The sequence below is a fragment of the uncultured Ruminococcus sp. genome, from assembly GCF_947301925.1.
GTDB lineage: Bacteria > Bacillota > Clostridia > Oscillospirales > Ruminococcaceae > Ruminococcus.
In genome coordinates this window covers 1-26,884 of the sequence record NZ_CAMYUE010000010.1, presented here as the reverse complement: position 1 = coordinate 26,884, position 26,884 = coordinate 1, and the positions used below count along the sequence as shown (strand labels likewise).

Genomic DNA, 26,884 nt, shown 5'->3' with positions numbered 1-26,884 from the left:
GACTGATCTCCATTCAATTATGTATAGGCTCCCGCATCGCTTTTGTCACGTCAGCCCAGAACATACATACCTAAAGTTCGTATCCATGAGCTTTTATGTATCCCTTTTTTCAGGTAAATTTTCAGCCTTCCGGACTTGCTGCGATGCCTGAGCGAGCCGTAGACCGCAACGAGGGAATCCTTGCCAAGTCCGTAAATACGGGCGAATTCCTCTGCCTGCACCCAGCTCACATAGAGCGAATGGCGCACGAACTTTCTTCCCTTGCCGTTTATCCTGTTCCAGATCATTTCAGGGCCCATTTTATTTGCGCCGAGGGTATTGGACGAATGCTGTCTGTACAGCATTGTAGGTCGGCTGATGAAGCACATCTTCCCGAAGGAAGCCGCTATAAGAGCAGCCCACCAGTCGTGCATCACCATTTTGTCTGTTCCTTTCGCCTTGACGAACATATCTCTGAGAGCTCTGTTGACCGTCATGGTGCAGCCTGTGACCACGTTATGAGCCAGCAGATGAGACAGTCTGCGGTCGCGGCAGTGGAGTCTCTGGAACCTGTCAGAGCTCTCAGACAGGATATCCAGCTTCTCATCAGCGATCTTCTGATCCGTGTAGACCAGACAGGGGATATCCCTGTCTGTTTCCAGCTTCTCCATGCACCTCAGCGAACGTGCTATCTTGTCAGGTAGCCATACATCGTCCTGATCGCAGCACATATAGTATTCCGCCTCAACGGAACCGAACAGGAAGCAGAAATTCTTGCAGGCACTTCCTGTCGGTTTTCCCTCTATGACGGCAAATCTGTCGGGAAAACGTTCTGTATATTCATTTATCAGCTCTACAGAGCCGTCGGTGGAGCCATCATCGTGGATAAAGCATTTCCAGTCCTTTGAAGTCTGAGCAAGCAGAGAATCCAGCTGCTCCCGCAGAAAGTCTGCGCCGTTATATACTGCCAGCAGCACAGCTGCCCTTTTATTGCATATCATTATTGATTTCCCCCAGAAAAACTGCGGCATATCTGTCGCAGATGTATTCCCAGCTGTATTTTTCCTTTATCCGTGTTACGGCCTTTGCCCCGAGCTTTTCTCTCTCCCGGGGCGGCAGAGCGTCTGACCTGTCTATCAGCGATGACAGAGAGCCCTTCTTTTTTGACCAGTATAATGCCGCGTCAAGAGCCACCTCGCGGTTGAAGCCCACACCAAGCAGGAGGTTGAGTTCTGTGCTTGCCAGAGCCTCAAGCAGGCTGGGATTGGTACCTCCGACCTCATGTCCGTGAAGATAGGCATAGGCTCTCTCCCTGATACCCTTGAGGAGCTCCTTGTCATATACCGTTCCCACGAAGTGTATCCTGCTGTCTGCGGAAAAGTGCAGCTTGTCTTCAAGCTCTTCGTAAAAGCTGCTGTTCTGATTGGTTATCACGACCAGCGCCTTATCCGTATGAGAAGCCATGAATTCCCTTAGCATGGTCTCATAGTTGTTTTCGGGGACGAAGCGTCCGACTATGAGATAATAGCCGTTGGCTTCAAGACCGTGCTCCTTCAGCCAGCTGCCGACCCTCTCCGCAGTATATGTGGAGGAGCGGGCTGTGTCGGCTCCGTAGGCGATGTACACGGTTTTCGGCGAGCTTCCGCCTGAGCCGCGCCGGTCGTAGCTTTCGTGTATATACTTTTCTATATTGACAGAGTCGCAGATAACAAGATCGGCCTGCTTCACCATGAGCCCCTCGGAGAGCTTCCAGTAGCGGCGCACGGGAGCGCTCCATTTTGCGCGTTTCCATTCGTGACCGTCGGGATTGATATACAGCTTTGCACCAAGGCGGTGGAGCTTCCTGCAATAGGGAGCCAGAAAGGGGCCTATACGGCAGGCCATGATGTATACCACAGCGTTTCTGATCCTTTTGCGCTTTATTATATCTATTGCCTTTTTCAGAGAAGCAAGATCGTACACTACAGCCTTTGCAGGCCCCAGCTTTTCGGGGACGTTTATCCTGAAGCAGCGTGCGCCGTGGTAGATGAACAGCTTGTCCGTCAGCTGTTTTGCGCCTTTGAGCTGAGAAGGCTGTATGCTTCCCTCGCCGTTTGCCTTGCAGGCCGCATAATAGACAAGTCTGCCGTCATTCTGATGATATTCGGTAAGCCTGTCGACAAAAGTCTCATATCCGCCGTAGGCTCCGGGGGATTTTGCACCTATAAGGAAAACATATTGCTGCTTCACTTGAAAAACTCCTTTATCTTCCGCACTGCTGCGGAGCGTAAACCTATACTATATAATTATAGCAAAAAAAGCGGGCAAAATCAATATTATTTGTTGATAAATCTGCACAATTGCCATTGTGACATTTGTGCATGGGCTTTTTCCGGTATCATCAGGACAGAGCATTACAGTCCCGCCCTGTGAGGTATCCCTTATGTAAGCTGTGCAAATATGAAGGTAAGTTGCATTTCTGAGGGGGTAAGTTGCATTGACAGACGGTCGGGATATATGTTATCATATATATGATACGGACAGACTGAGTTCGTGTGAGGCAGTCGGGGAGCGGAAGCCTTGATCAGACGATATTATACGTTCTTCCGTTTATAAGCATCATGTAATATGATACAATCAGGTAAACACACAGTGAAGGAGCTGATCGTGCGTGGATGAAAACAGAATAGAGATCACATGGTATGGCACAGCTTCTGTCCGGATCGCAGGAGGCAGTACGCAGCTCCTGATCGACCCGTTTTTTCCGTTCCCCGACAGCAAGATAAAGGTTCCCCCGGACGCTTATGACCATTGCAGCCATATACTCATTTCCCACGGGCATTTCGATCATATCGGCAGCATCAGGGAGATAGTAAGCTCCGATACCAGTGTTTACTGCACAAAAACGCCCTATAGGACTCTTTGCAGGAGGGGTGTTGACAAGCGTAATCTGAAGCAGATAAAGGCGGGCTCGGTCATCACCGTGGGAGACTTTAAGATAACCGCATACAAAGGCAAACACATCAAGCTGAACGCCTTTGATATACTGAAAGCCATTTTTAATATGCGCGTCATGAGGAACAGGAAGGGCTTTTTCGGAAAGCTGTTCAGTTTCCTGTCCTGCACCGAAAAGAAGGAATCCCTGTGTTATCTGGTGGAGGGACTGGGCAGGAGGATATTCATACTGGGAAGTCTTGCTCTGGCAGAGGATATAGATTATCCAAAGGGAGCCGATATCGCGTTTTTCCCGTATCAGGGACCTGATGAGCTGTGCAGGATAGCGGTTGATATATACGGAAGGCTGAGGCCCGAAGCAGTTCTGCTCACTCATTTTGACGATACCTTCCCGCCCTTCAGCGCTGAGACCGACACCTCGGATTTTGAGGAGCGTATGAAAGACCGCGCGGCTGTATACAAGCTGCGGCACGGCGGTACGCTCGACATATGACAAGACTGAATACAGATCCTAACGAATAAACTTCATAATCGGAGGACGATAATGAGAATTATAATCGAAGCGCCTCAGCCCGGCGACGAAGATGTGGTCATCGTCAGGTGTTCGTCGCCTGATCAGCGGCTCATCTCGATGCTGCTCTCGTTCCGGACCGCAAATACGGAGCTTACGGGCTATCTGGACGAAAAGATCGCCCGTCTTGACTATCGGGACGTATACTATTTTGAGGCAAATGAGAACCGTGTTTTTGCATACTGCAATTCGGACGTATATGAGGTCAAATACAAGCTGTACGAGCTTGAGGAGCTGTTTTCTCCTCTGGATTTTGTACGGTGTTCAAAATCCATGATAGTGAATATGGAGAAAATAGAATATCTTTCGCCGCTTTTCAGCGGCAAGCTGGAGGCGCACCTGAAAAACGGCGAGAAGATAGTGATCTCCCGTCAGTATGTACACAGTCTGAAGGTAAAGCTCGGTATTGAGGAGGTTGAATGATGATAAAGGAATTTTTTATCTCATTAGTGCATTATTTTGTGGATATCACCACAGCTGTCCTGATAGCGGCAGCAATATACCTGACTGCCTCGGGACAGCAGATGGACAGTATTATCCTGTGGGAGATACTGCTCAGCGGTTTCATCACCGCTCTGCCCACAGCCATACTGCTGTGTCTGGACACAAAGGGCGTAAAGACTTCGCTGATACTGTGGGGAACACATTTTTTTCTGATATTCTGTATAACGCTTCTGCTGCTGAAGATGTTCGGCTGGTGCAGGATAACTCCCTTGTCTGCTCTGCTGTCATTTCTTGCAGTTATATTCATCTATGTTTTTACAGGCTCGGTGCATTACCTTATAGACAGAAAGCACACGACGCTGATGAACCAGCAGCTCAGAAAGCGCTATGAAAAAAAAGATCAGACCGAAAAGAAAACAAGCTGAGATATAACGACGGGTGAATTCAAATGAAGTTCAGGATAAAGCATTTTTCGGGAATATTCGATGTCGGGATAGCTGTTCCCTGGATAGTTGCCATAGCTGCAGTTGCTCTGTTCTTTTTTCTGGAACTCAATATCACATATGAAGCTCCCACGAAATTTGTGCTGCGTCTGCTGGCTGTATGCGGGATCGTTGAGATATTATTTATTGTCCTGCGGATAGCTGAAGCTGTCTGCGGTGCTAAAATAATCATAGAAGACGATCATGTTTATGTGAAAATGCTGCTCAGGCGGAGAAAGCTTTACTTCGATGAGATAGCGGACACGAAGTACAGGCATTACGAGGCCACAAGGGATAACCGCGGACGCAAACAGCGTTCGGGTTCTCTGCTTTACAAGCTAACGGCTTCCGACGAGAAGACACAGGTCCGTTCAGAGCTGACCTTTTACCTTCTCACGGGAAAGCCCTTCCGTCTGAATGACGAGGCGACAAACTATGAATGGAAGCAGAAAAAATGGATAACAGATCCGGGGCTTGATCCCGATGAGGACGTAAAGCTCTATCAGGCATACAAGTGCTACTGCCATTCCTACCGCAGGTACTATGATACCCTGCGGACGGCGGGTACCGACATATAGTTCACATATTAAAACAGGCAGCCCATAATCGTGGTGCTTATATAGAAGTTTATGCGTAATTATCGGGGACAAACCTTTCTGAGGAAAGGTTCTTTCCCCGAACCCCTTTTCCAAAGACTTTATAACTGAATTTAGCCCGTACAGGGCGCTCTCCACAAAACGTGAGATCCGGTAATAACCGGGGAGCGCCCTGTAAGGGCTAAATTTAATGCTAAAAGTTTTAGGAAGGGAGTTTGAGGGTGACTCCCCGCAGTGCGGGGAGATGTCACGCAGTGACAGAGGGGACGCGCCTCCGTCAGAGGAACCCTTTTTCAAAAGGGTTTCCCTCAATATCACCCGTAAAACAGCTATATGAGTATAGCGATTGCAGACTGCCTGTTTTCTGTTCAGGATATCGGATCGATCTCGGGATTGCTTGTTGTGATAACGTCCTCGGAATCGAATTCAACTATCTCTATTTCGGGTGTAGTGTAGATATTCTTCATTACTCTGACTCCTTTTCTGCTTAAAAAGCTGATTTGTATGCTTCAGCGCTGGTGCAGTACTGATACAGTGCGTCAGCCATTGCCTTGTTCTTGCCTTCGATGCCGTTTTTCTTTACAAGGTAGGACCATGAAAGGGGCTTGAAGCTATACTTTGTTGTGCCGTATTTTATGCTGATATCCGATGCAAGGGCAGTGGGATTGATATCCGCAACTTCAAAGTAATAGCTGCCGTTGCTGCCCTTCTTGGCTTTAAGCTCCTTCGTGCCGTATGAAGCGGAGGCGTCGGCGGGCAGATCCTTGATGTAGAGTCTTGCGGCCAGCTTTGAGTTGAGTACAAGGGAAAGTGCGTCGTCTGCACCTTTGACGGGCTTGAAATCGTCTGTATAATATTTATCGGAGCAGTCAGCTACAGAGGGCATAGTACTATCGTTGAAATATGCCTTTGTGACTTCACCGTATGTCTTTGTGGCGGATACCAGCTCTGCAAGTACCTCATTGCTGCTTGTATCTACGTTTTTAAGGTATTTGTTTACCGAATAGGTATACTTGCCGGCCTGTTCCCAGCCTTCATCGCTGCTGCGCTCAAGTACAGCAGTTATCTTCTCGTCCATGTGGTCTGCGGAGACATTGGCGGTTGCACAGTATACGCCCTGCTTCTTGGAGAGAGAGACAGCCGAGCTATTCTCGTCGCAGATGCCCGAGAATGTAACACGGTAGTCTGTAGCTTCAGCGTCAGTCACCCCACTGACAAAGAAATTGATTCCCAGATCGTCGCTGAGAGTGAGCGAAACATCAGTGAATTCGCCTGCCTGCAGATTAGAGAAGGCAAAGCCGTTCTGATCCGCATAGTTTTCTGCATATGAATCGTCATTTGCGCTTATAGTCAGATCGGGACAGAGCATGAAAGCCGAACGGTCAATGTACGTCAGACTGTCGGGCAGCTTTATTTCCTTCAGGTTTGAACATAGAGCAAATGCCTGGAATCCGATATTTGTTACGCCTTCGGGTATTACGATCTCTGTCAGTGACGAACATCCCAGAAAGGCACGGGGATCAATGCGAGTGACGCTTTCGGGGATAGTGACAGCTCTGAGGGCCTTACAGCTTGTAAACATTGAATTGCTTATGAGCGTTATGTTTTCTGGAAGCTTTACGGTTTCCAGTTTTTCACATCCGAAGAAGGTGCTTCCGCCTATATCGGTGACGCTGTCGGGAAGAAAGACCTCCGTCAGACCTGCACAGCCATTGAATGCCTGATAGCCGATCTTTTGTACACCGTCGGGAACAGAAACAGATGTCAGTCCTGTACAGTTATAGAAAGCGTTCTCGCCGATGCTCGTTACGCCTTCGGGTATGGAGATATCTGTCATAGTGCGGCAGTTGGAAAACGCCATATCACCGATGACCTTCACGCTGTCGGGAATGTCTATGCTGCCTGAAGCAGCTGTTCCGTCTATCAGAATACTATTGATGATGACCAGCGGATTGTCGGCCTTCATGTTGTTTAGCCATGCTGTATCGCTGAAGGCGTTGCCGCCGATGCTGGAAACGCTGGAAGGGATAGTAATGCTTTCCAGTGCTGAACAGCTTGAAAAGGTGCCGGTGCCGATGCTGGTGACAGTATCGGGGATAGAGATGCTCTCAAGACTGATGCATCCTGTGAAGGCACCGCTGTCAATGAGATTCAGACCTTTTGAGAGAGCGACGCTTTTCAGGGCGATACAACCGTTGAATGCGTTGCTTCCGATAGTTCTGATACTGCCGGGCAGTGTTATGCTTTCAATAGTTTTACAGTCGAAGAATGACCAGCTACCGATCTCTGTTACGGGCAGTCCTTCGATCTTTTCCGGTATGATCAACTCAGTGTCAGAGCCGTTCCATTTTTTGATGGTCACGCTTGTACCGTCAGCACTGATCTCGTATGCAAGATCCTCCGGTACGGTATCTTCCGCACAAGCTGTCAGAGCAGGGCTGAGCAGAGGCATAGTCTGGGGCAGAGCGCTCATTGACAGAGCGGCGGCTGCAAGAACGCTGAGTATACGTTTTCTTGAGATATTCATTTGATAACCTCCCGTTTTAATATTTGGTATTCCTGATATGATCCTTTTTTATATTATATCCGAATAAAGCGAAGGTGTCAAGCAATTTCCGTCAGATATCATCTTCTGAGTGAAAAGATCAAAAAACAGCAGTCCCTCCTTCGGTATCATACCGCAGGAGGGACTGCCCACTATACTGCATTATGCTTTTATGGATATTATCATTCCGGCAATTCCACTGAAAAGCGTCTGTCCTGAATATCCATTACGATTGGAGGAGGCGGTTCTTTATGATAAGAGCGTCCATATTGGTAAGGCCGTTGCCGTCAACGTCAGCGCGGAGCCTTCCCTCGCTTGTGATGTGGTTGGCGTCGGTGCCGTCCACGCCGTACCTGGAGGGATTTGCCAGGGACTGCATTATCAGCAGTACGTCCGAGAGCTCGGTCCTGCCGTTGCAGTTTGCGTCGCCGCTGACGAATTCGTCGGCTTCCGTGGACTCTGTATTCAGAGGATAGTTCTTATAGCTCCTGATGTTCTCGACGGAGCTCGTTACGGAGCCCAGGTCATCTCTGCCGATATAGCCTGTATAGACCAGGCATCTCTCTTTGAAGAACTTCTCCATGTTATTGTCGAAGACCTCAAAGTACTGAGCGCCGCGGTGAGCCATATAGTAATCGTCCATTGCCCTGTCCATATCATCCTCATTATCATACTGCTTTTCCAGTTCGCTGAGGATATACATCATCATACAGTCTGATTCCATGGTATCACAGCTGATGCCATTGTGATTGAAGTCGAAATTGTTATTGAAGTTGTCGCGCACCTCCTGCGGGACATCGAGGACGATATCAAGCTGAGGATAGCGTCTAACCATAGAGCCTATGTAGCTTGTGTCATAGGGTGTAAAGTACTCGTATCCCAGATTAAATAGCAGGTTGTAGTCTGCCACGTCTATGCTGCCGCTGAGGTCGATATCGGGCTCCGGCAGAACGCCTGATTTTACGTTTTTATAGTACTCGGGGAAGGCAGCGTCTATCTCATCCTTTGTGAACCAGAAGCCCTCGGGAGGTTCAATGCTGTTATTGGCAGATGAAGGACCGTACTTGATGGAGAAATTCTCATAATAACCGAGAACGTTGAAAAATTTGCCTGAGAAACCGTTCATCTGACGATAATATGTATAACCGTTTTCTACATAATAGAACGGGTCGAAATATTTCTGGTCCACCTCATTGTATGTCAGATAATACTCGGCAAGATACTGAACGATATCATCGGAGTACTTATCGCAGTAATTGGACAGTGTATCACATAATGTGAATGCCTTGCCCCATTCTTCCTCGGATTTGAAAGAGTCATAACTGTCAGCCAGGTTTATCCTGTAATAATCGACGCCCGTCGGATAATAAAGGCTGTCAAAGAATGATCCTCTCTCGCAGTTGGAATGATTGTCAGCGAATACTGCTGTCAGTGCTATATCTTCCATATCGAAGATGCCGTCCGAGTTTATATCCGGATCCACATATCCGCCCTCGATGAGCTGCTTTACAAATGCGCGGTCCCTTCCCGTATAGTGAGAATGACGTCTCAGATCTTCGATGAACTCGTGCATCGGAGACTTCCTCACGCCGTACATATGACCCAGGCTTGCCTCGGTGCTGTAGTGCGAATCCGGATCTGTCTTTTCGGCGTCAGCCTTGTCTATCAGCCTGTAGGTTTCGCCGTCGTCGGTAATGCAGAGCTTTGTCCTCTGGAAATCCCACATACTGAGTATATCGCCGTCATGCCTTATAACGTCATAGGATATAGGATCGCCGTAAATATCGGGACAGTTGTCTATATAGAAATTAGTATCCATCAATTCAAGCTGAGGCGGTGCAACATATTCAAAATAGTAATCCATCAGACTGTCAGTGTAAAGGGAAAGCTTTTCCTTGTGTACTTCCTTTTCGCCTGTTTCTTTGTTTATGTATATGCGGTCTCCAAGAACACCGTTTGGTACTGCCTTATACTTTTCCCATATATAATCGGGAACGGTGGAACGTGGAACAGCTCCATACTTCTCATCTGCGGCACGCATATCTGCACGGTAGTATGCGTATACGTCGAATATATCGAACTTACCGTCGCAGTTGAAGTCGATATCCACATCATATTCTTCTATGAAAGCCTTGGCGTCCATAGCTTCGCTGAGGTTTTCGTTTATAGGCTCGAATGTCTGAGCCTGAGCGTTTGCAGCCGTCACATTTGAGATAGTGAGCAGTGAAGCAAATAGTGCAGCGTATTTTTTCATAATAAGACTCCCTTCGTATTCAAAGTCGTTTTCCTGTTCAGGAGCTTTGTCTGTGCCTGATGCTCCTGTAACAGCCGTCGTACCCGAAGCAGCATGAGCTGCTGTCTGCGAAGCAGCGCCTGTCAGCACAGTGCCGCTGACGGACGTTGCCGCTGTAACGGTATGAGCGGTGGTATGTATCGTGATTGCAGGATCGGAGGCCGCAGACTGTGCCGATGTCACCGTGCATTGAGTTGTTGCAGCAGGTGTTGTCCCGGCAGTAGTCGTGACCGTGATCGTATTGCTGTCTGAAAGAAGAGGGTCCTTTACATAGCCGGCGCTGCGGAAAAGAGCAGAGCCCGATGTTCCCACTGCCAGCAGTATAGCGGCCGCAGAAGCCGCAAAGGCGTAGTATTTGTGTATAACAGGCTTTTGTTTGCAGTCGGCATCCTCGATGAGGTCGTCGTCGATATAGTTTATACCCTTGTAAAGCTTCAGATCACTCATCAATATAACCTTCTTTCTGCAAAAATGCCTTCAGTTTTTTCCTCACCCTGAAAAGATATGTAGCCACAGTACTGACGTTCATATCATAAAGTGCCGCGATCTCCTCCACTGTATCCGAGTACCAGTATCGCCGCACGAACACCCTGCGGTACTTGTCGGGCTGAGTCCTGAGGAAGCCGCTTATTGCCTTTCCCAGCTGTTCGTCCGTAATTCTTTCTTCAATGTGCTTCCCGTCGGGGATACATTCTGCCAGTTCGTCCAGCGACACTGAAAAATCAGAGTTCCTTTTCGCAGCGGTATTGTATTTATGCCTGTTTATAGCGCAGTTCTTAACGAGCCTGCAGAGATATGTCCTGAGATTATCGGGTCTTTTGGGCGGTATGGAACGCCATACGTCCATATAGGCCGAATTAACGCATTCCTCCTGATCCTCCTTCTGAGACAGGATATTCCCTGCAATATAGAAACAGAGCTTTTCATAGCTGTTTTTCAGCTCCTCCACAGCCTGTTCATTTCTTTCAAACAGTAACCGTATAATTGACGCGTCATCCAAAGGTCCAGCCTCCTTTCGTGAGGTCCTCTGTTAATAAAGACAACATTGCGGATCCGATATTTCACATTTTTCCAAAAAAATTTTCAGAGGAGCTTTTTTGCCGCGGAGCTGCTCATTTCAGCAGTATCTCTCTCCTCATCACGCAAAGATCGAATACGTCGAGGACATTGTCGCTGCACAGGTCGGCGGCCTGCCATTGGTGAAGCTCGGCTCCGTCCGCAGCCGCAAGCCATTTCTGGAACATGACCAGATCGGAGATATTGAACAGGCCGTCTCCGTTCACATCGCCTCTGACAATGGCCGGGATCTCAGTGTCGTCCTTGGTGAACACCTTCAGTAAAACGCCGCCGTGGTTTTTTACTGTTGTGGAGTCGGTCCAGCTGCTTTCTCCCTTATCGTTGTGGATCATATAATAAGAGAGTCCCGAGTTGTCGGCATTCCTGTCAAAGAACAGGGTAGTTGAAGGGTGAACGCCTGTTTTGACAACTGCGGAAAAGGTCTGCCCCTCGGATACCTGACAGGGAGCTTCAAGCTTATAGGTGTGATATCCCGCGTAATGCTCGGTGCCGCTGAAATGCGCCAGCAGACGGCCGTCTCTTGGCTCTGTATAGCCCTCGTCAAGAGCGTAAATGCTTATCTCATAGGGCAGATCGGCCTCATGGGTCATTATGGACACCGCGGCGAGGTTCTCGTCCTTTTTTGCCGTGTAGATATTGGAATATGCCCAGCCCTTGTTTCTGACTGTGAATGCAGCATAAGCTCCGCCGCAGCGCTGATAGATGCCGTCGTAGTTGTCTGTGGGCTCCATATCATACTGTATGATATCGTGAACGGACTTGTCATAATAGGATATATAGGTATAGCCGTCTATACCCGCCGTGGTATTCGGGCCCCAGCTGTTCTTGCATATCCATGCGCCGTCGGCAGGAGGAGTCTCGATGAAATGCTCCTTGGGGAAGTTATCGTCCCAGCCGCACAGGCAGACCGCATGGCCTCCGCCGTTAAGGTCATCGGGATTGTTCTCCGACCTGAAGTCCCATTCTGTCTGGTAGTAGCCGCCGTATCTTGAATAATGCTCGGGCTTGCCTATACTGAAATAGGAAAGATGCATGGCGCCCTTTTCCATAAGGCGCCTTTTGATATCGTCCCTGTCCTCGGGATCGATCATTATTGCATTCTGCAAATGAGCCACCGAGGCATATCGCAGGGACTCGTCTATCGGCACCAGATCTTCACAGTCTGGTATCATGGAAGCGGGCACGACGCCCTTCCAGCAGGCGAGGGTGCCGATCATCTTCCAGAAGTCGGTGGCACGCTGATAGCCCTCTGTACCCAGGTTCACGCCGTCGCCTGCCAGGGGATCATCGGGGGCATCGGGGCTGCCCTTGCCAAAGGTGAACCATGAATAATGCTGTTCCGCAAGATCAAGGGAGGAATCGGCCATTCCGTGCTTTATCATGTTGGATTCGATAGCGGCGGTGGAGGCGAAAATGCAGCAGCTGCCGTAGTATTGATGCTTGACCGAGGTCATCGCCCCCTCGTCGCGGAGATCGAAGCGTGCAGGAAGCTCTGTCTGTTCTGTACTGTCAGCTGCTGAGGACGGTGCTGCTGCGGAGCATAAAAGTATGCAGGATACAGCGGCGGAAATGAGTTCTGATAGTATAGGTCTGATGTTCATAACAGGGGTACCTCCTTCATTTTTTTAAATTATAGCATAGTTTCCCGCAGAAAACAATGATAAGGGGCACACATCCTCATATATGCACCCTGCAGAGCACAAAATTAACAATTATTCACTTTATTTCCGCCTCCGTATATGGTATCATAGTATAACAGAGTAACGGGCAGCTGCCCGATGGTGACGCATATTACGGAGGCGATGACATGGATATGAAAAAGCTGACGGCCACAGCAGCGGCTGTGATATTTGCGGCGTGCAGCCTGCCGCTTGCAGAAGCGGCAGCTTCCGATCCCATTCCCTCACTGCTTGATGTGAGGAAATTTGTGATAAATGATGAGAACTTCGTCCATCTCAGCAAGGGCACATACCTGCGCGATGTATCATATCTCTTTGACGATCAGGACAAGATACCTGAATATCCCGACAATTTCAAGGTGTCAGGGGATGTGCTGAAGGAGACCTCCACCAGGAACTGGACTCCCAATCAGCAGATGGAGTACGGCCCTGCCGCATTCTATATGGACATGGGTGCCAACTATGTCATTACGGATATAGCCTTTCTCGATACCAACGGAACTCCCACATGGACCGTTTCCGACGGAGAGCCCTTCAGCTGGCGCGATATCGCCGAGGTGAACATGGATACCTATAACTCCTGGAGGATAGTCCATCTGGATAAGCCGAGGAGTACAAGATACCTGCATTTCAGCTCTGACTACTGCGACAGCGGCGTCAGCGAGCTGGCGGTATACGGTTACAGGGAGTCGGAGCTGTCAGATAAACAGAAGGCAAGGACAGCTCCTGTACCAAAGAACGGCGGCAACTCCGACAGCGGCATACCCGCAGGCAGACGTGCAGGCTTCAACGCCTTTATCGACGACCCCATGACCGCTATGATGGCGGCGGGCACTATCCGCGAGTACCATAATCTCAGCTGGCTTCTTGACAGCGACTGCAAGGTGAAGTTCACCCAGGGCTCATGGGGCGATATGGACAGCTATTATTCAGCCCTCCATGCACGGGGAATAAACATCATACCCTGCTTCCAGGGAGGCAGCACCGCCATTTCAGGCGGCGAAAAGGCAGACGAGATACCCGTTCCGAAGGGTGCTGACACCCTCGATCCGAAAAGCTATGCCGTCCACGCACAGGCCATGTATCAGGTGGCCGCACGCTACGGCAGCAACAAGGATATCGACATAAAGACCATAAATATCACCGACGCTCAGGAAGTAAAAACAGGTCTGGGCTATCTGACGGCTCTTGAGAACTCCAACGAGCCCAACAAGAGCTGGGCAGGCAAGGCCAATTACTTCACGCCCTATGAGCTGGCAGCCATGTGCTCTGCGGACTATGACGGCCACGAGGGAACTATCCCCGATGCGGGAGTACATACCGCAGATCCCGATTTCAAACTTGCCATGGGCGGACTTGTAGGTTATTCCACCATGCTCCGGTATCTGGACGAGATGAAGCTGTGGTTCGATTACAATCGCAGCGACGGCAAATTCGCAGTCGACATCATAAACGTGCATATAGGTCCCGACAGTGACGATATCGAAAACGGCAGCTATGCGGAGACTATCGACAGCCTGAATAAATGGATAGAGAAGAACGCTCCAGGTACCGAGCTATGGATATCCGAGTTTGAAGTGCCCATGTCCGACTGTGAGACCGAGGGAGTGGACAACCATGACAATGAGAAATATCAGCTGAAATACGCTCAGAGAGTGGCAAGAACATATCTCAGGGCGCTGTGTACGCCGTCCCTCAGCTATATCACAAAGTTCCAGCTCCGTGACGAGGGAGAGGGAGTATACTACAACTCGGGACTTGTCACTCAGAAGGGGAAATGGCATAAGAAGCTTGCATGGTATTACCTCTCATGTATGACGGAAACGCTGAAAAACGCGGCCTTTTCGGACTATGACAGCGATAACGGACGGTATGTATACACCTTCAACGATAATGGCAGCATAATAAAATGCGCCTATACCACAGGCGAAGCAGGGAAGTATGAGATATCGGCCGACGGCATGAGCAGGGCTTACCTGACAACTCCGCAGACGGGGCTTGCAGAGGGCTTCACAGAGGAGATAGCCGTTAAGGACGGCAGGGTCACCGTAGAGCTCAGCGGTACTCCTGTATATATCAGGTTTACGGACAGGCCGCAGGTGCTTATCGGCAGCAGGTATTCACAGCTCCGGCCTGCGGAGATAAGCCTTTCGCGGGACAGATCCACGGAGGTCTGCGACCTGACGGCCGCGCCTGCTGACAGCACTCTCGGCAGAGCGTACCGTATGTTTGACGAGCCCGATACCATGCCCGATCCCATATGCGGCGATACCGCGGCAATGCCTGAAACGGCGGTGGGAGGCTCGGCAGTGACGGCCTATGCCTTTTTTGAAAAGCCATGCGTGTTCAGCGGCTTTGCGGTGTTCGATACCTACGGAACAGGCGGTATATCGGTATACGACGCCTATACGGACAAGCTGCTGTGGAGCAATGCTCTTGACAGTTACATGAGCCGCTCGGTGACACTTACGGAGGATACAGCTCCCACGGACTGCGTGAAGATAGTCAAGGAGGGCGGCGACATGAACGAGCTTGCCTTCTATGGATATGTCTCGCCTTACAGGGACTGGGACGCCGACAGGGACGGAGCAGTCGATGTTTTTGACCTTGTACTTATAAGGAAGAGCGCCATTGCAGGCAGCGGTTATACCGTTGCCGATGTGGTAGGCGTTTCGAGATTCCTTCTCGGAATGGCCTGATATACATATCCTGTATATCAGAAAAGCGGCATAAAGCGCTGAGATAAGCCGTTTATGCCGCCTGAATAAAAACGGACGGCAAATTACCTTGCCGTCCGTTTTTTATTGATCCGTCAGATTCTGACACAGGGTAATGGCGATTATGTCCTCGGAGTAGCTGCTTTTTACGAAGTAGTCAAAGGTCTCTACCCTTCTGTAAACACCGTCGTCGCCCAGCTGACGTGTTATGAGGTGTATTTCCTGCTTGCCGTTATAGTATTCCCTGATGAGGTTTTCTCTGCTGAATGTTGCTCTGAATATCTCCCTGTCGTCGGGGTGCATACTGCCTGTGCCGCGTTCGATGAGCTCGTCGAATATGCCTGCCGACGGACAGGAGGTGATGGTAAAGTTCTGATACACCATAGCGTAGTAGGTGTTCCTTGTGAGATTGCTGAATATGATAAGGGGATAGCGGCGGAACACTACCTCTATCAGCAGGTTTATGGCGCTTGCAGGGCTCTGTACCTGAAGTATGTCTGCGGGCTCTTCCGGCTCTGTATGCGAGCGGCACAGGGATAAGTAGTCCTCCTCGGGCATGGGCTTTGCAAAATAATATCCCTGTATCTTGCTGCAGTCGCAGGAGCGCAGGAAAGCCAGCTGCTCCTTTGTCTCCACTCCCTCGGCAACTGTCTTGAGGTGCAGCCTGTGTGCGAAGGAGAATATGCTTTCAAGGACTATCCGCTCCTTTTCGTCCTCGCAGTTGTGACTGAGAAGAGACTTGTCTATCTTCAGCACATCGGCGGGGACGTCCTTGACGAAATTCAGTGACGACATACCTGTGCCGAAATCGTCGATAGCAACGGTAAAGCCTGCATTGCGTATGGAGGTTATCCATTCAAAGAGCCTGTTCTCCTCGGCCACAACAGCCGATTCCGTTATCTCTATCTCCACAAGAGGGTGGGGGAGCTCATACCTGTCCACCATATCCGTAAGCTTCCCTGCGAAATCCGCCTCACGGATATGCTTCCGCGAGAAGTTTACGGATATGGGAAACTGCGGCATCATATTCTGTTTTTCGAGAGTTCTGCAAACAAGCTCCATGACCTGCCAGTCTATTTCCATGATAAGGTCGGATTCCTCTGCAACGGGAATGAAATCTGATGGCAGGACGACTGTACCGTCGGGCTTTATCCAGCGTACAAGTGCCTCTGCGCTTTTCAGCTGACCCGTCATTGTGACATAGAGCGGCTGAAAATAGACGCAGATCTCGTTATTGTGCAGTGCAGACCTTATCTCCTCTGCTGAGTATCTCATACGATCCCCCCTTTATCTTCGGGTGAAGAATTCTGTCGATGTGTATATGCGATAGATGTATTTTTATCTGTAGCTTCCGTGCTTCTGCTTGAACATCTTCTTTTCCTCATACATAGCCTCGTCCGCACGCTTGAACACCAGCTCGTAGGTATTGTTGTCGGAAGCATATTCCGCAAGGCCAACGGCTGCGGAGTATCTTGTCCAGGGCTCATTCTCCTCATGTCCGAAGGTCTCGGCATAGGCTTCACGGAGCTCGGCGGTGAGCCTTGCCCTGTTGCTGTAGTCCTGTCCCTGAAGTATGGCGGCGAATTCGTCCCCGCCTATGCGGAACACGGGAGAATGCTTGAAGCATTCGCATATCATGTGGCAGCAGCCTTTGATATACAGGTCGCCTGACTTATGTCCGAAATCGTCATTGATGTATTTCAGGTTGTTCATATCAACCATGACCACAGCGAATTCGGTATTGCCCTCGCTGATCTGTCTGTTGAGCTCGGCCACCTTCCTTATGTATGCAGCCTTGCTGCCCACGCCTGTCAGAGAGTCTCTGTATGCCTCCTGACTGATCTGACCGATCTGCTCGTCACGGGCCATCAGCTGCTGTTCCTCCTCCGTAACGTCCTGTATACGGAGATACGATCCGTCCAGATGACCTTTGTTGTCCTTCAGGTAGTTTTCCTCAAGCACATAGAACCGCGCATTTTCGCCTTCTCCGACCCTGCGCTTCGTGATATGCTCGTCGGGCTTGCCTGTGTTCCCGAACATTTCCGTAAGCTTTCCTGTTATCGTGTAATAATTGTTGTCCTTTTCGCCCACAAGTTTAAGTCCCTGATCGTTTGCCCATATGCAGCTGCCGTCGGAATCGAATACATAGAAAGCGTCCGACAGACCGGAGACGATATTGGAAAGCACGCGGTCAAGGAGCCTGAGCGGTCTGTAGCGTATGGCGAAGAAAAATATTATCACCCCGAAAAATCCGTAGCCCAGCATTGAACGGTCTATGGGATACTGTGAGAATATGTAGTAGGTCTGCATCAGACCTACCACCACCATGGTCATGAGTATGACCGCATAGCGCTCGCGGTTTATTTTCGGAGCTTTTACGGTGGCATATACGAATATGAGTATAACGCCGATAAAGACCAGATAGTCCACCACTCGGTGTATAGTCTGTCCGATGTGAGGCACAAGCTTGTAATAGGCTGCATTTTCGACATCTACCGCCTGGATATCGAAGGCGTGGCCGAAGAAGGGGTTCAGTATCATCTGCACCGCGTCAGCAGCAAGGGCTGAATAAACGAAGGCGGGCTTGTATTTTATGCTTTCCTTGCCGTGACAGTAAACATTGGTAAAATTGACCAGAGCATACATGACAAGATCCATGCCGAGATAATAGAAGTAACAGCCGATCAGCGCCGTGAGCTTCATGCTTGTTCCCACAATGAGCAGATTTCCCAGTACGGGAGGTATCAGTGCAGCTTCGAGAAAAGCCACCGCGTCGCGGGTATTCTTGTCCGAACGGCGGGCGAGAACGGTACAGATCAGCAGTGCCAGGATCAGTATGAGATACAGTACGGAAAAGGTCAATCTCATAAGTGCCCCCCTTTCTGAAGCGGATAAAAGGCGTTTGACCGCTTCCTTATGAATTGATCCGATGTATTGATAATTTTCCCTGCACTTTGTTTTGCCCTTCAGGGTAAAATGAGCTTGACATAAAGAAATGTGAGGCGCAAATCTTTTATTTCATACTGAATTTGCGCTCCCCGGACGAGGTCCGGGGCAATAACCGCCATAAGGCGGTTATTGAGTATACATTAATTATAACATATTTTTTGCTGTTTTTCAATAGAATTTGTGTGAATTAATCAATAGCTGCTGGAATTGCTTTCACACATCAGCGGAGCTTATGGAGCGGCGCGGAACGAAAAAGCCGCGAAGCAGGCTACTCCGCGGCTGATAATTATGTGTTTTGTCATTATTCCGCATTTTTCAGTGCAAGTACCTTTGGTATCCTGCGTATGCGGATAAAGTCCAGTATCGTTATGATAAGATATGCTGCGAATACCAGCAGGAACTCCTTTACGAAGCCCGATGGCGGCAGGATAAATGCGAACCAGCCGCTCATCTTCATCATGATGAGCTTCCAGAATAAGGACATGAGCTTGTAGCCCAGGTACATTGCCAGGAATTCCGAGAAGAATACCACGACAGCTGTCGGTATCAGGTAAAGGGAGGCTATCTCGCCGTTTTCGTAGCCCAGTATCTTGGTCATGGAGATAGAACGCTGGTTTTTCTCAATGATTATCTTCGTAAGCAGATAGAGTATTATAGCTGCCACTATGAAGCATACATACTGGAAATACAGCATATAAGAGCCCATTGATTTATCCAGCTGATCCGCCACCTTTATCATATCCTGAGATGTTATCTCCTTGGCGATATATTCGCCGTCTATGTCGGTGATGGCAGTATCTGCCATATATCCGCTGAAGTCTCCTTCCTTCTTTTCAAAGACCCTGTTGAACTGCTCGTTGTCCATGAAAACGGACACGCCTGCGGAATAATCAAAGATACCGCCCACTGTCCATTTATAGTCCTTATGCTCGTATTTTTCCGAGAGGGTAACGGTATCGCCCACAGCCACATTATACTTGTCTGATTAGCTTGCGATATATATACCGAGTTTTCGGCGATGCTGCCGAGCTTTACATATCTGCTGCCCTTCTCTATGCCGTAGACCGAGACCTCCTCGTTGTAGACATCGGATTTTCTCTCCAGTGATGTTATGGAGAAGCGCTCTGCGCCTGCGGCTGCGGTCTCGATGAGATTTCCGTCCTCGTCCTCGGTTGAGCTGAGAATGAGCTGATCCTCGGCAAACATCATATCGCCCATAGAGTCCTGATAATAGGACAAGGTCTCGGGCATACCCACTGCCATTGATATAAGCAGCATAACGAAGGTTATACCCACGAAAAGCATGATATAATTGGGGATATTCTGGAGGAACACCCTTATCCTGAAGCGCTGGAAGAACTTCCATTTCGGCAGCCTTATGGCCTTTTTCCTTGTCTTGCGTTTCAGGTCGTGTCTCAGGAACCTGAGCGGCGACAGCTTCAGCGTCCTCGTGATGACAACTGCGTTTATGACCAGCATGAGGATTATAGGCACGATGGTAGTCTTTACAAATGCCTCGGGAGTCCACAGCGTCTTGAAGCTCGGCAGACTGTAGCTGCTGTAGTACATATCCGCAACGGTGTTCTTGAAGAAGGTGTATCCCAGTATATTGCCGATAACAGCAGCTATGACCACTATTATCAGGGGAGCGCTCATGTAGTATCTCAGCATCTCGCCCCTTGTATAGCCCGAAGCCCTGAGAGTGCCGATAACTGAGGCCTCCTGTTCAAGGGTGGTGCTGATAGTCACCGCGAAGATGAATGCAAGCACAGCTGTGAGTATGTACAGCAGCACTCCGCCCATGGCCTTATCCTTGCCGAGATCGTTCTCGGCAAACGTCATTGACTGATTGGCATATGCGGGAACATAGTCCGTTATCTCGGTATCCTCCGTGTCGGAGGCTGCGGTCTGGGTTATGAGGGCTTTCAGGAAGTTTTCGGACATATCCTTTTCCTCAAACTCGTCGGCAGGCTTTTTATTGTAGGTAAAGCCGTAATTTGCGACGGTATTTGCGCGGATTCGCTTAAATCCCTCGTCAGTGGTCATTCCGACGTCAAAGGTAAGAGCGTCGAACATTGTATCGGTATTGCTCTCGTAAAGTGCGGTGTAGTCCACAAAGGCCGCAAGTCCCACGACCTCATACTCGACGCCGCCTGCGGAAACGGTGTCGCCGATCTTTATCTTTGCGTTGTCGGCGTGCATACGGTCGATGATTATTTCGTTTTCGTTCTGTGGAGCTCTGCCCTTGTTGATATTGTATAGGTCTATATCCCTGCGCGGGCCGTAAACGCGGATAGTTCCCGAATAGCCGTTGTCCGCGGGGAGCTTCTCCGCCGTGTCCTTGAAGAAAAGCTCGTATACCGTAACAGGAACGTCATCGGCGGTCTCGTTGAGTCCGTAACGGTCGGCAAGCTCGGTGTATTTCTCGTCGATCTCCTTGTCGATCTCTTTTCTGGCTTCGTCCTTGGCGTCGGAGACAGCCTTGCTGTAGTCCTCGGAGTCCATGGCTTTTTTCAGCCCTTCCTCATAGGCCTTATCGTAGTTTTCGGCAAGTGCGGTCTCATAGGCGGAGCTTATCAATTCCTCGCGCTGAGCCGCAGGGATATCGGCTCCCATAGCCTTTGCGGCTGCTGCCTGCTCGTCAACGGCGGCTGTGACCTGCGCTTTTATGGCTTCCTTTACCTGCTCTGCCACCTTTTCCTCCGTGGCTTCGGATACGGCCTTTTCCACCTCCTCGTCAGCCTTGTCGTAGGCACGCTGACGGTATACGGAGACTACGTCCGCACGCTGCCCCGTTCCGATAGCCTTCAGAGTCTTCTCGTCGGCTTTCTTTGAGAGCGTGAAATGACCGTCCTCACGCTTCAGGGTTTCCACGTTTTCGGAAAGGGTGTTGAGCATACTGTTATTGGCAACATACATACCCGAAACGAAGCCGATAGTCACTATCAGCATCAGGCTTATCATCAGATAGCGTTTCCTGTCGCGGAGCATATCCTTCCATACGCGTCTGCGCAGGGGATTTTTCGGCCTTTTGCCGAATGATACCTGCTTTTTCATTTTGTCCGCCCCCTTACCACTCTATCTCGGCAGCGGTGAGCTTATTCTTGTTGATGTCGTCATGTCTTATCCTGCCGTCGCGGAGCTTTATGACATGGTCTGCCATCTGTTTTATGGCCTCGTTATGAGTTACCATGATTATGGTATTGCCGTACTTACGGTTTACCTCCTCTATGAGCTGCAATATCTCCTTTGAGGTATTGTAGTCGAGAGCTCCCGTGGGTTCGTCGCAGAGGAGGATATCGGGGTTCTTTACAATGGCGCGGCCTATGGAGACTCTCTGCTGCTGACCGCCCGAAAGCTGATTGGGAAGCTTGTGGCGGTGCTCGTAGAGTCCCAGTATCTTCAGGAGCTCGTCGATATCCAGAGGCTTATCCGAGAGATATGCGCCTGTTTCGATGTTCTCCTTTACGTTGAGGTTGGGTATCAGGTTATACATCTGGAACACATAGCCCAGATGCTTGCGTCTGTAGCGGGTCAGGCCCTTTTCGTCCATTTCTTCGAGCTTGTCGCCGTTTATTGATATTGCGCCTTCGTCTGCGCTGTCAATGCCGCCAAGTATATTCAGCAGCGTGGATTTTCCCGAGCCCGAGGGACCGAGAAGCACACAGAACTCGCCCTTTGCCACTGTGAAGTCAAGACCCTTCAGTACCTCCTGGCGGGTATCTCCGCTGCCGAAGCTCTTTTTCAGTCCGCTGACCGAAAGGAATTTCTTATCTTTTTTGCTCATAACATTTACCCCCTGTGTCATAACTATATCAGTCTTATGTTCGCGTGATAAGTTCATACGAACATATGAGTGTCTATTCATATGTTAGCATATTCTTTTACATTTGTCAAGTGGGTTTTTCTTATTTCGTCAGGTTAACTATTTATAACAGTTCATGGGAACTTATTTTTATTAGTGTGGTCTAACTTGTATTATGAGCTGGCTTTTTCACCATTGCAGGTACATATTGACTGTTCTGCTTATCCGTGAGGCCTTCTGTAAGAGGGGCGGAAAAGGGCGGAATTCAAACGAAAACCGTTTAATAAGCGAAAAAATCTTTTTAGGTTCTGCGTATTGCACAAAAACGGTTTGCCGCAACTGTGGAATATTACAACAGAACAGCTGCACGTACTCTTACTGAATTGACTTTGCGGAAGATATATGTTACAATAAATCAGCGCCGTTTTCGGCACGAAGATCTCAGAAACGGGTGACTTGCAATGAAAAAGGAATACAAGAACAATACGGAATATGAAGCAGCAGTGGAGCGCATAGAAAAAATGGAGAAGGCCTTTGACAGAGCTCAGGCTGCGGGTGCGAAACTGGAAAAAGCTCTGGAAGCGTATTCAAAGTCGCTTGCGGATATAAAGACCCTCGGCGGTTATTACGGCGGACAGTGGAAGAAGGACTTTGCAGCCGACGAGAACGGTGAACTGCCATCAGAGCTGAAAAGGGGAGTTCTCTCCGAGGACGGGCTGTGGAACTTCTTCGATGACAGCAGAGAGCTGGCTGAGGAGCTGAAAAGGCTCGGCGAGGAACTGGGAGCTTTGCTGTAAATAGATGCCCCTTGCGCTTAAACGCTATACTCATATAGCAGCTATACGTGTGATATTGAGGGAAAAACTTTTGAAAATGGTTTCTCTTACGGAGGCGCGTTCCCTCTGTTACTGCGGGGAGTCACCCTCAAACTATCTTCCTAAAACTTTTAGCATAAAAATTCAGCCCGTGCAGGGCGCTCCACACGAAATGTGAATTCCGGAAATAACCGGGAGAGCGCCCTGACCGGGCTGAATTCAGTTATAAAGTCTTTGGGAAAGGTTTTCCCCGATAATTACGCATAAACTTCCATATAAGCACCACGGTTGGCACAGGTGCTTTTTATGCTCTTTTGACGCGGCGCAGAACTGCTTTTATCATCGGCAGAAGCGACTTTGCGGAAATTGCTGCCATGACCGCGGTCATGACTGCCAGTATTACGATATATCCCTTCGGACGGAATATGGCCGCGGCACACATCCCCAGCAGCAGAGCCGTTCCCGAAATACTTGTGACAAGGCTGAACCTGAATGGTACGAAACGCCTTGCGTCTATCATTCTTATGATGAAGCATACAAGATAGCTGATGAATGTGGCAAGAGCCGCTCCCTGTATGCCCAGCCGCGGAATGAGCAGAAGGTTCAGGACTATATTTGACAGACCTGCCGCAAGTATGGTCACAAATGCGTTTACCGTGTGCTTTGTGGCGGTGTATATGCTGGCGAGGAAGAGGTCGAGACAGGTGAACACCGCCGCCGTGATAAGCAGGGGCGTGTAGATACAGGCTCCGCGGTATTCGGGGTACACGCTGTAGTTTATGAGAAGCGCCGATACAGGCTTTACCAGAAGTATCAGGCCTGCCGCTCCGATGTACAGCACCGCCTCATAGGCTCCGTAGACCTTTTCGTAAAAGACGTTGCGGTCCTCGGAATCGTTCTCGGTTATTGCCGACATATTCCACGCCTGAAAAAAGATGGTGGACAGCATGGAAATGAGGTTGGGTATCTTGGTGGCGGCGGAGTATATACCTGCGGGGGACTCGCCCTTCATACCGCTTATGAAAAGCTGGTCGGAAAAGCCCGTGAACGTCCACATTACGGTGGTAGGTATGAGAGGGAGACAGAACAGCAGCATGGACTTGCCCAGCTGCGGACTGAACGCCCTGCGGTCGATGTACTTACGCAGGCCTGCCGTGATGAACAGGAATACCGACGAGCACAGATCCGAGAGTATCACCGATATCATGAAGCCCTTTACGCCCATGCCCAGGTGGCTGATGAATATGATGTTGAAGATCAGCAGCCAGAAGGTGGTGAGTATGCCGTCAAGGGAGAACAGCTTCACGAGCTCCCGAGCCCTTACGAACTGGGAGCACTGTGCTCTAAGGGCAGATGTGGATATGTATATCATCAGCAGAACGGTATAGCTTCCCACTGATGAGAAAAACGGTATATACTGTATGAAAGGCACCACTGCCGCTGTGAGTAGAAGTCCCGAAAGAGTCAGCGCAGATGAAGTGGTGAATACCTTTTTCTTGTCGGTGCTGCCGTCAAGACCGAAGCGTATGACCGCCTCGCCCATGGACAGGGTGAATACGGGTATCATGAACAGCGCCAGGGTCTCGATGAGGTTCTTGGTGTAGAGCTGGGGCGGACTGATGTGCTTGGTGTAGAGATTGTTCAGCAGCAGCGATATTATCTTGGAGCTGAAGCTGCCGATGGTGAATACCACAGTGTTGAATGCAAGATTTTTGTATTTATTCATTGTTATATAAGCCTGAAACGGCGGGGATTATTTCCCTGCCGCTTTCTTTTCTTTTCTGTATCCGAAGCAGCGCTGGTTCTTCTTTGTGAGGCACATTCCCACGGTTATCCAGAAATAGGGCACTATATTTACCACGCTGCTGTTGAAGCAGGCCTGTGCCGCATATCCGAAGAACATACCCAGAAGGATCCAGTTGATGAAGCGCTCCTCCTTGTCGTCGTTGTGAATGACGTTTCTGATGCCTGTAACGGCTGTGTATACCATGAGGGTAAGGTAGGTGATGAGCTGGAATATACCCTGCGTCACAAAGTAATGGAAATACTCGTTGTGTCCCTTGCCCTGTGTCGGCATACCCTTGTAATAGCTGGGACTCTTGAAGAACACGTCCCTGTAGTTGTCGAGACCTACGCCGAACAGCCAGTGTCCGCGGACTCCCTCCAGTCCGTATCTCCATATATACATTCTGCCTGTGGCGAGGGCGTCGGTATTGGAATAGTCGCTTGCCTGACTGATCTCGTTGCTTGTCTGGCTGATCTTGCCTGTGATCTTGCCGCAGACCAGTATGACGAAGGCGACAACGGCGGTCATGCCTGCAAGGAGAAGGCCGAAGCGCTTCAGTATGCTGAGGAACTTTTCCTTTTCAAGTCCCTTGAGCTTCATGACGGCAAGGGATATGACTATGAACAGCAGATAGGCGAATATTCCCACCCATGCAAGCCTTGCTTCGGCACAGAGGAGAGTGTAGAAGCTGAGGAGCGAAATGATATAGGCGGCGTTCCTTGTGACCTTGTTGGAGGTGTAGAGGAATACTCCCGAGGTGCAGGCGAAAAGGAGAACGCTGAAGCCTGCGTACCAGTTGGAGTGCTGTGTGAGACCGTAGCACCTTCTGAGCTCCATGATGAGGCTGGAGTCGTAATAGCACTCTCTCAGGTATATGCCGCAGGTCTGCAAGACGGCGAAGGTGGTCTGTATCACGGTGACAAGTATGAAAACGTTGATTATCTTCTTGCGCATCTGCTTGTCCTGTATCATGGTGCCTGCCAGCATGAGACTGAAGTAGCCGAAGAAGTTTGAAAGCCATTCGTCGTAGAAGAAGCCGTGGAAGGTATCGTATCTGTTCTGGGACAGCATGGCCGATACAATAGCAAATACGAACAGCAGAAAGTACAGAAGGTCACTGAGGTAGTATTTTATTTTCTGGTGTTTCAGAAAGTGGACGATGAAGGCAAAAACTCCCAGATAGCCTGCCATCTCCACGATGATGGGCTGGCTCATAAATCTGTTGGAGTGCATCTCGTCGAATATCTCGGACACGGGGAGAGATATCATAACGAATACTATGTAATAGAAGAAGAAGCGCTCTGATGTCAGGGCTTCGAGAAAGCCTGACAGCCTTTTTTTGATATCCTGCATGATAGGTACCTCTTTATATAATGTTTGCGGCAGTCCGATGACGGAGCCGGATACTTTTATATTATACATTATACAATAGGATTAGTCAATAAAAAATGAAGCGGCTGACCGGCGGCAATGGGCAGGGGAGTTCCGTGCGGTGAACGTCATAAATAAAATCGGACAGCAATAAATGGTTAGTGAACGGGCTGAAATAACGCTCTGAGGGCGCTTGCAATGACTGAGCAGGGTGCTGTAATGGTAAAATAGCTATGGGAGACTAAATGCTTATTTTGTATTTATGATGACATTTCAGGCAGCGCCGGTCTGCGCAAAAATATATAGAAAATGCTCAAAAACACCAATTTTTCGGTAATACTAATAGTGTAATAATGTTTACAATAAATGACAAATAGTATAATATCCACTTAAACGTCATTTTGTCCACCCAGTCTTTTAATATTAAGCTGACATCGAATTTTTAATTTAATAAACTCCGCAATTTTTGGTCAGCATTTTTCATTAACGCAACTAAAGCCTTGTGTTCTGTACACAAATAGTTTATTCTATATTTAAAAAATATAGAGCTTTTAGCTCAATGGGGATTACTTTAATCATAATTTTGCCTAAAAAACAAAGGAGTGATTGAAGTGAAATCAAAAACAATCAAAAGGATCATCAGTTCAACAGTCTCAGCGCTGATGATCGCATCGTGTCTGCCTATGGCGTCCTCAGTCATCGCGGCTGACGAGCAGGGCGGCTTCGACATGAGTCAGTTCGGAGGCGGTATGGGCGGCTTCGACATGAGTCAGTTCGGCGGCGGCGGACAGGGCGGCTTCGACATGAGCCAGTTCGGCGGCGGCGGACAGGGCGGCTTCGA

The 26,884-nt window shown here is 49.3% G+C and carries 20 protein-coding genes; 7 read left to right on the top strand and 13 right to left on the bottom strand.

The window, feature by feature from the left end; genetic code table 11:
• Positions 1-50: 50 nt before the first annotated feature.
• Positions 51-980: a glycosyltransferase family 2 protein gene (locus Q0Y65_RS11235; protein ID WP_297959794.1), complete on the bottom strand. Its 930-nt coding sequence runs from the start codon at positions 978-980 to the stop codon at positions 51-53.
• Complete coding sequence (gene cps2T, locus Q0Y65_RS11230; RefSeq protein ID WP_297959792.1) at positions 967-2,208, bottom strand: beta 1-4 rhamnosyltransferase Cps2T; 1,242 nt, start codon at positions 2,206-2,208, stop codon at positions 967-969. Before cps2T ends, Q0Y65_RS11235 begins: the two co-directional genes overlap by 14 nt.
• A gap of 421 nt (positions 2,209-2,629) precedes the next feature.
• On the opposite strand from cps2T, the gene Q0Y65_RS11225 reads away from it, so the two are divergent.
• Genes Q0Y65_RS11225 through Q0Y65_RS11210 form a run of 4 tightly spaced genes read left to right on the top strand, consistent with a single transcriptional unit; the run spans position 2,630 to position 4,988 of the window.
• Positions 2,630-3,406: an MBL fold metallo-hydrolase gene (locus Q0Y65_RS11225; RefSeq protein ID WP_297959790.1), complete on the top strand. Its 777-nt coding sequence runs from the start codon at positions 2,630-2,632 to the stop codon at positions 3,404-3,406.
• 51 nt (positions 3,407-3,457) lie between these two features.
• On the top strand, positions 3,458-3,907 hold the full coding sequence (locus Q0Y65_RS11220; RefSeq protein WP_297959788.1) for a LytTR family DNA-binding domain-containing protein: 450 nt from the start codon (positions 3,458-3,460) through the stop codon (positions 3,905-3,907).
• The gene (locus Q0Y65_RS11215; protein WP_297959786.1) at positions 3,907-4,353 is read left to right on the top strand and encodes a DUF3021 family protein; all 447 of its coding nucleotides are present in this window, start codon (positions 3,907-3,909) and stop codon (positions 4,351-4,353) included. The genes Q0Y65_RS11220 and Q0Y65_RS11215 overlap by 1 nt, the downstream gene beginning before the upstream one ends.
• 23 nt (positions 4,354-4,376) lie before the next feature.
• Entirely contained in the window at positions 4,377-4,988 is a 612-nt protein-coding gene (locus tag Q0Y65_RS11210; RefSeq protein ID WP_297959784.1) for a hypothetical protein, read from the top strand.
• A 505-nt stretch (positions 4,989-5,493) separates the two neighbouring features.
• Here Q0Y65_RS11210 and Q0Y65_RS11205 read toward each other — a convergent pair.
• From Q0Y65_RS11205 to Q0Y65_RS11190, 4 genes are all read right to left on the bottom strand, one after another.
• A complete protein-coding gene (locus Q0Y65_RS11205; protein WP_297959782.1) occupies positions 5,494-7,533 on the bottom strand; it encodes a leucine-rich repeat domain-containing protein in 2,040 nt (679 codons plus the stop codon).
• Between the two features lie 244 nt (positions 7,534-7,777).
• Positions 7,778-10,291 carry a hypothetical protein gene (locus tag Q0Y65_RS11200; protein ID WP_297959780.1) on the bottom strand — a complete coding sequence of 838 codons (2,514 nt, stop codon included), beginning with the start codon at positions 10,289-10,291 and terminating at the stop codon, positions 7,778-7,780.
• Positions 10,284-10,844, bottom strand: coding sequence for an RNA polymerase sigma factor (locus tag Q0Y65_RS11195; RefSeq protein WP_297959778.1), 561 nt, complete (start codon positions 10,842-10,844; stop codon positions 10,284-10,286). The genes Q0Y65_RS11200 and Q0Y65_RS11195 overlap by 8 nt, the downstream gene beginning before the upstream one ends.
• A 112-nt stretch (positions 10,845-10,956) precedes the next feature.
• On the bottom strand, positions 10,957-12,522 hold the full coding sequence (locus Q0Y65_RS11190) for a lectin like domain-containing protein (protein ID WP_297959776.1): 1,566 nt from the start codon (positions 12,520-12,522) through the stop codon (positions 10,957-10,959).
• 206 nt (positions 12,523-12,728) lie between these two features.
• On the opposite strand from Q0Y65_RS11190, the gene Q0Y65_RS11185 reads away from it, so the two are divergent.
• Positions 12,729-15,299: a hypothetical protein gene (locus Q0Y65_RS11185; RefSeq protein WP_297959774.1), complete on the top strand. Its 2,571-nt coding sequence runs from the start codon at positions 12,729-12,731 to the stop codon at positions 15,297-15,299.
• Between the two features lie 102 nt (positions 15,300-15,401).
• Here the strand turns inward: Q0Y65_RS11185 and Q0Y65_RS11180 are convergent, their stop codons facing one another.
• From Q0Y65_RS11180 to Q0Y65_RS11160, 5 genes are all read right to left on the bottom strand, one after another.
• Complete coding sequence (locus Q0Y65_RS11180; RefSeq protein ID WP_297959772.1) at positions 15,402-16,592, bottom strand: EAL domain-containing protein; 1,191 nt, start codon at positions 16,590-16,592, stop codon at positions 15,402-15,404.
• 63 nt (positions 16,593-16,655) lie between these two features.
• Positions 16,656-18,185, bottom strand: a complete 1,530-nt coding sequence (locus tag Q0Y65_RS11175) for a sensor domain-containing diguanylate cyclase (protein ID WP_297959770.1) — start codon at positions 18,183-18,185, stop codon at positions 16,656-16,658.
• A 382-nt stretch (positions 18,186-18,567) separates the two neighbouring features.
• The gene (locus Q0Y65_RS11170) at positions 18,568-19,131 is read right to left on the bottom strand and encodes an FtsX-like permease family protein (RefSeq protein WP_297959768.1); all 564 of its coding nucleotides are present in this window, start codon (positions 19,129-19,131) and stop codon (positions 18,568-18,570) included.
• On the bottom strand, positions 19,044-21,323 hold the full coding sequence (locus Q0Y65_RS11165; protein WP_297959766.1) for an ABC transporter permease: 2,280 nt from the start codon (positions 21,321-21,323) through the stop codon (positions 19,044-19,046). The genes Q0Y65_RS11170 and Q0Y65_RS11165 overlap by 88 nt, the downstream gene beginning before the upstream one ends.
• A 13-nt stretch (positions 21,324-21,336) precedes the next feature.
• On the bottom strand, positions 21,337-22,053 hold the full coding sequence (locus Q0Y65_RS11160) for an ABC transporter ATP-binding protein (RefSeq protein ID WP_297959764.1): 717 nt from the start codon (positions 22,051-22,053) through the stop codon (positions 21,337-21,339).
• A 479-nt stretch (positions 22,054-22,532) separates the two neighbouring features.
• On the opposite strand from Q0Y65_RS11160, the gene Q0Y65_RS11155 reads away from it, so the two are divergent.
• Positions 22,533-22,868: a DUF4298 domain-containing protein gene (locus Q0Y65_RS11155; protein WP_297959762.1), complete on the top strand. Its 336-nt coding sequence runs from the start codon at positions 22,533-22,535 to the stop codon at positions 22,866-22,868.
• Between the two features lie 322 nt (positions 22,869-23,190).
• Here the strand turns inward: Q0Y65_RS11155 and Q0Y65_RS11150 are convergent, their stop codons facing one another.
• A complete protein-coding gene (locus tag Q0Y65_RS11150) occupies positions 23,191-24,612 on the bottom strand; it encodes a polysaccharide biosynthesis C-terminal domain-containing protein (protein ID WP_297959760.1) in 1,422 nt (473 codons plus the stop codon).
• A gap of 27 nt (positions 24,613-24,639) precedes the next feature.
• Positions 24,640-26,025, bottom strand: coding sequence for an O-antigen ligase (locus Q0Y65_RS11145; protein ID WP_297959758.1), 1,386 nt, complete (start codon positions 26,023-26,025; stop codon positions 24,640-24,642).
• Positions 26,026-26,654: 629 nt separating this feature from the next.
• Between Q0Y65_RS11145 and Q0Y65_RS11140 the strand changes: the two genes are divergently transcribed.
• Positions 26,655-26,884: hypothetical protein (locus Q0Y65_RS11140; RefSeq protein ID WP_297959756.1), on the top strand; the 230-nt coding region annotated here is incomplete at its 3' end.

Excerpts from the sequence above, each read along its gene's own strand:
- Q0Y65_RS11200 (WP_297959780.1), bottom strand. The coding sequence starts at position 10,291 with ATGAGTGATCTGAAGCTTTACAAGGGTATAAACTATATCGACGACGAC.
- Q0Y65_RS11185 (WP_297959774.1), top strand. The coding sequence starts at position 12,729 with ATGGATATGAAAAAGCTGACGGCCACAGCAGCGGCTGTGATATTTGCG.
- Q0Y65_RS11150 (WP_297959760.1), bottom strand. The coding sequence starts at position 24,612 with ATGAATAAATACAAAAATCTTGCATTCAACACTGTGGTATTCACCATC.
- Q0Y65_RS11235 (WP_297959794.1), bottom strand. The coding sequence starts at position 980 with ATGATATGCAATAAAAGGGCAGCTGTGCTGCTGGCAGTATATAACGGC.
- Q0Y65_RS11165 (WP_297959766.1), bottom strand. The coding sequence starts at position 21,323 with ATGAAAAAGCAGGTATCATTCGGCAAAAGGCCGAAAAATCCCCTGCGC.
- Q0Y65_RS11210 (WP_297959784.1), top strand. The coding sequence starts at position 4,377 with ATGAAGTTCAGGATAAAGCATTTTTCGGGAATATTCGATGTCGGGATA.
- Q0Y65_RS11145 (WP_297959758.1), bottom strand. The coding sequence starts at position 26,025 with ATGCAGGATATCAAAAAAAGGCTGTCAGGCTTTCTCGAAGCCCTGACA.
- Q0Y65_RS11180 (WP_297959772.1), bottom strand. The coding sequence starts at position 16,592 with ATGAGATACTCAGCAGAGGAGATAAGGTCTGCACTGCACAATAACGAG.
- Q0Y65_RS11205 (WP_297959782.1), bottom strand. The coding sequence starts at position 7,533 with ATGAATATCTCAAGAAAACGTATACTCAGCGTTCTTGCAGCCGCCGCT.
- Q0Y65_RS11190 (WP_297959776.1), bottom strand. The coding sequence starts at position 12,522 with ATGAACATCAGACCTATACTATCAGAACTCATTTCCGCCGCTGTATCC.
- Q0Y65_RS11175 (WP_297959770.1), bottom strand. The coding sequence starts at position 18,185 with ATGAGATTGACCTTTTCCGTACTGTATCTCATACTGATCCTGGCACTG.
- Q0Y65_RS11155 (WP_297959762.1), top strand. The coding sequence starts at position 22,533 with ATGAAAAAGGAATACAAGAACAATACGGAATATGAAGCAGCAGTGGAG.
- Q0Y65_RS11215 (WP_297959786.1), top strand. The coding sequence starts at position 3,907 with ATGATAAAGGAATTTTTTATCTCATTAGTGCATTATTTTGTGGATATC.
- Q0Y65_RS11160 (WP_297959764.1), bottom strand. The coding sequence starts at position 22,053 with ATGAGCAAAAAAGATAAGAAATTCCTTTCGGTCAGCGGACTGAAAAAG.
- Q0Y65_RS11220 (WP_297959788.1), top strand. The coding sequence starts at position 3,458 with ATGAGAATTATAATCGAAGCGCCTCAGCCCGGCGACGAAGATGTGGTC.
- Q0Y65_RS11170 (WP_297959768.1), bottom strand. The coding sequence starts at position 19,131 with ATGGACAACGAGCAGTTCAACAGGGTCTTTGAAAAGAAGGAAGGAGAC.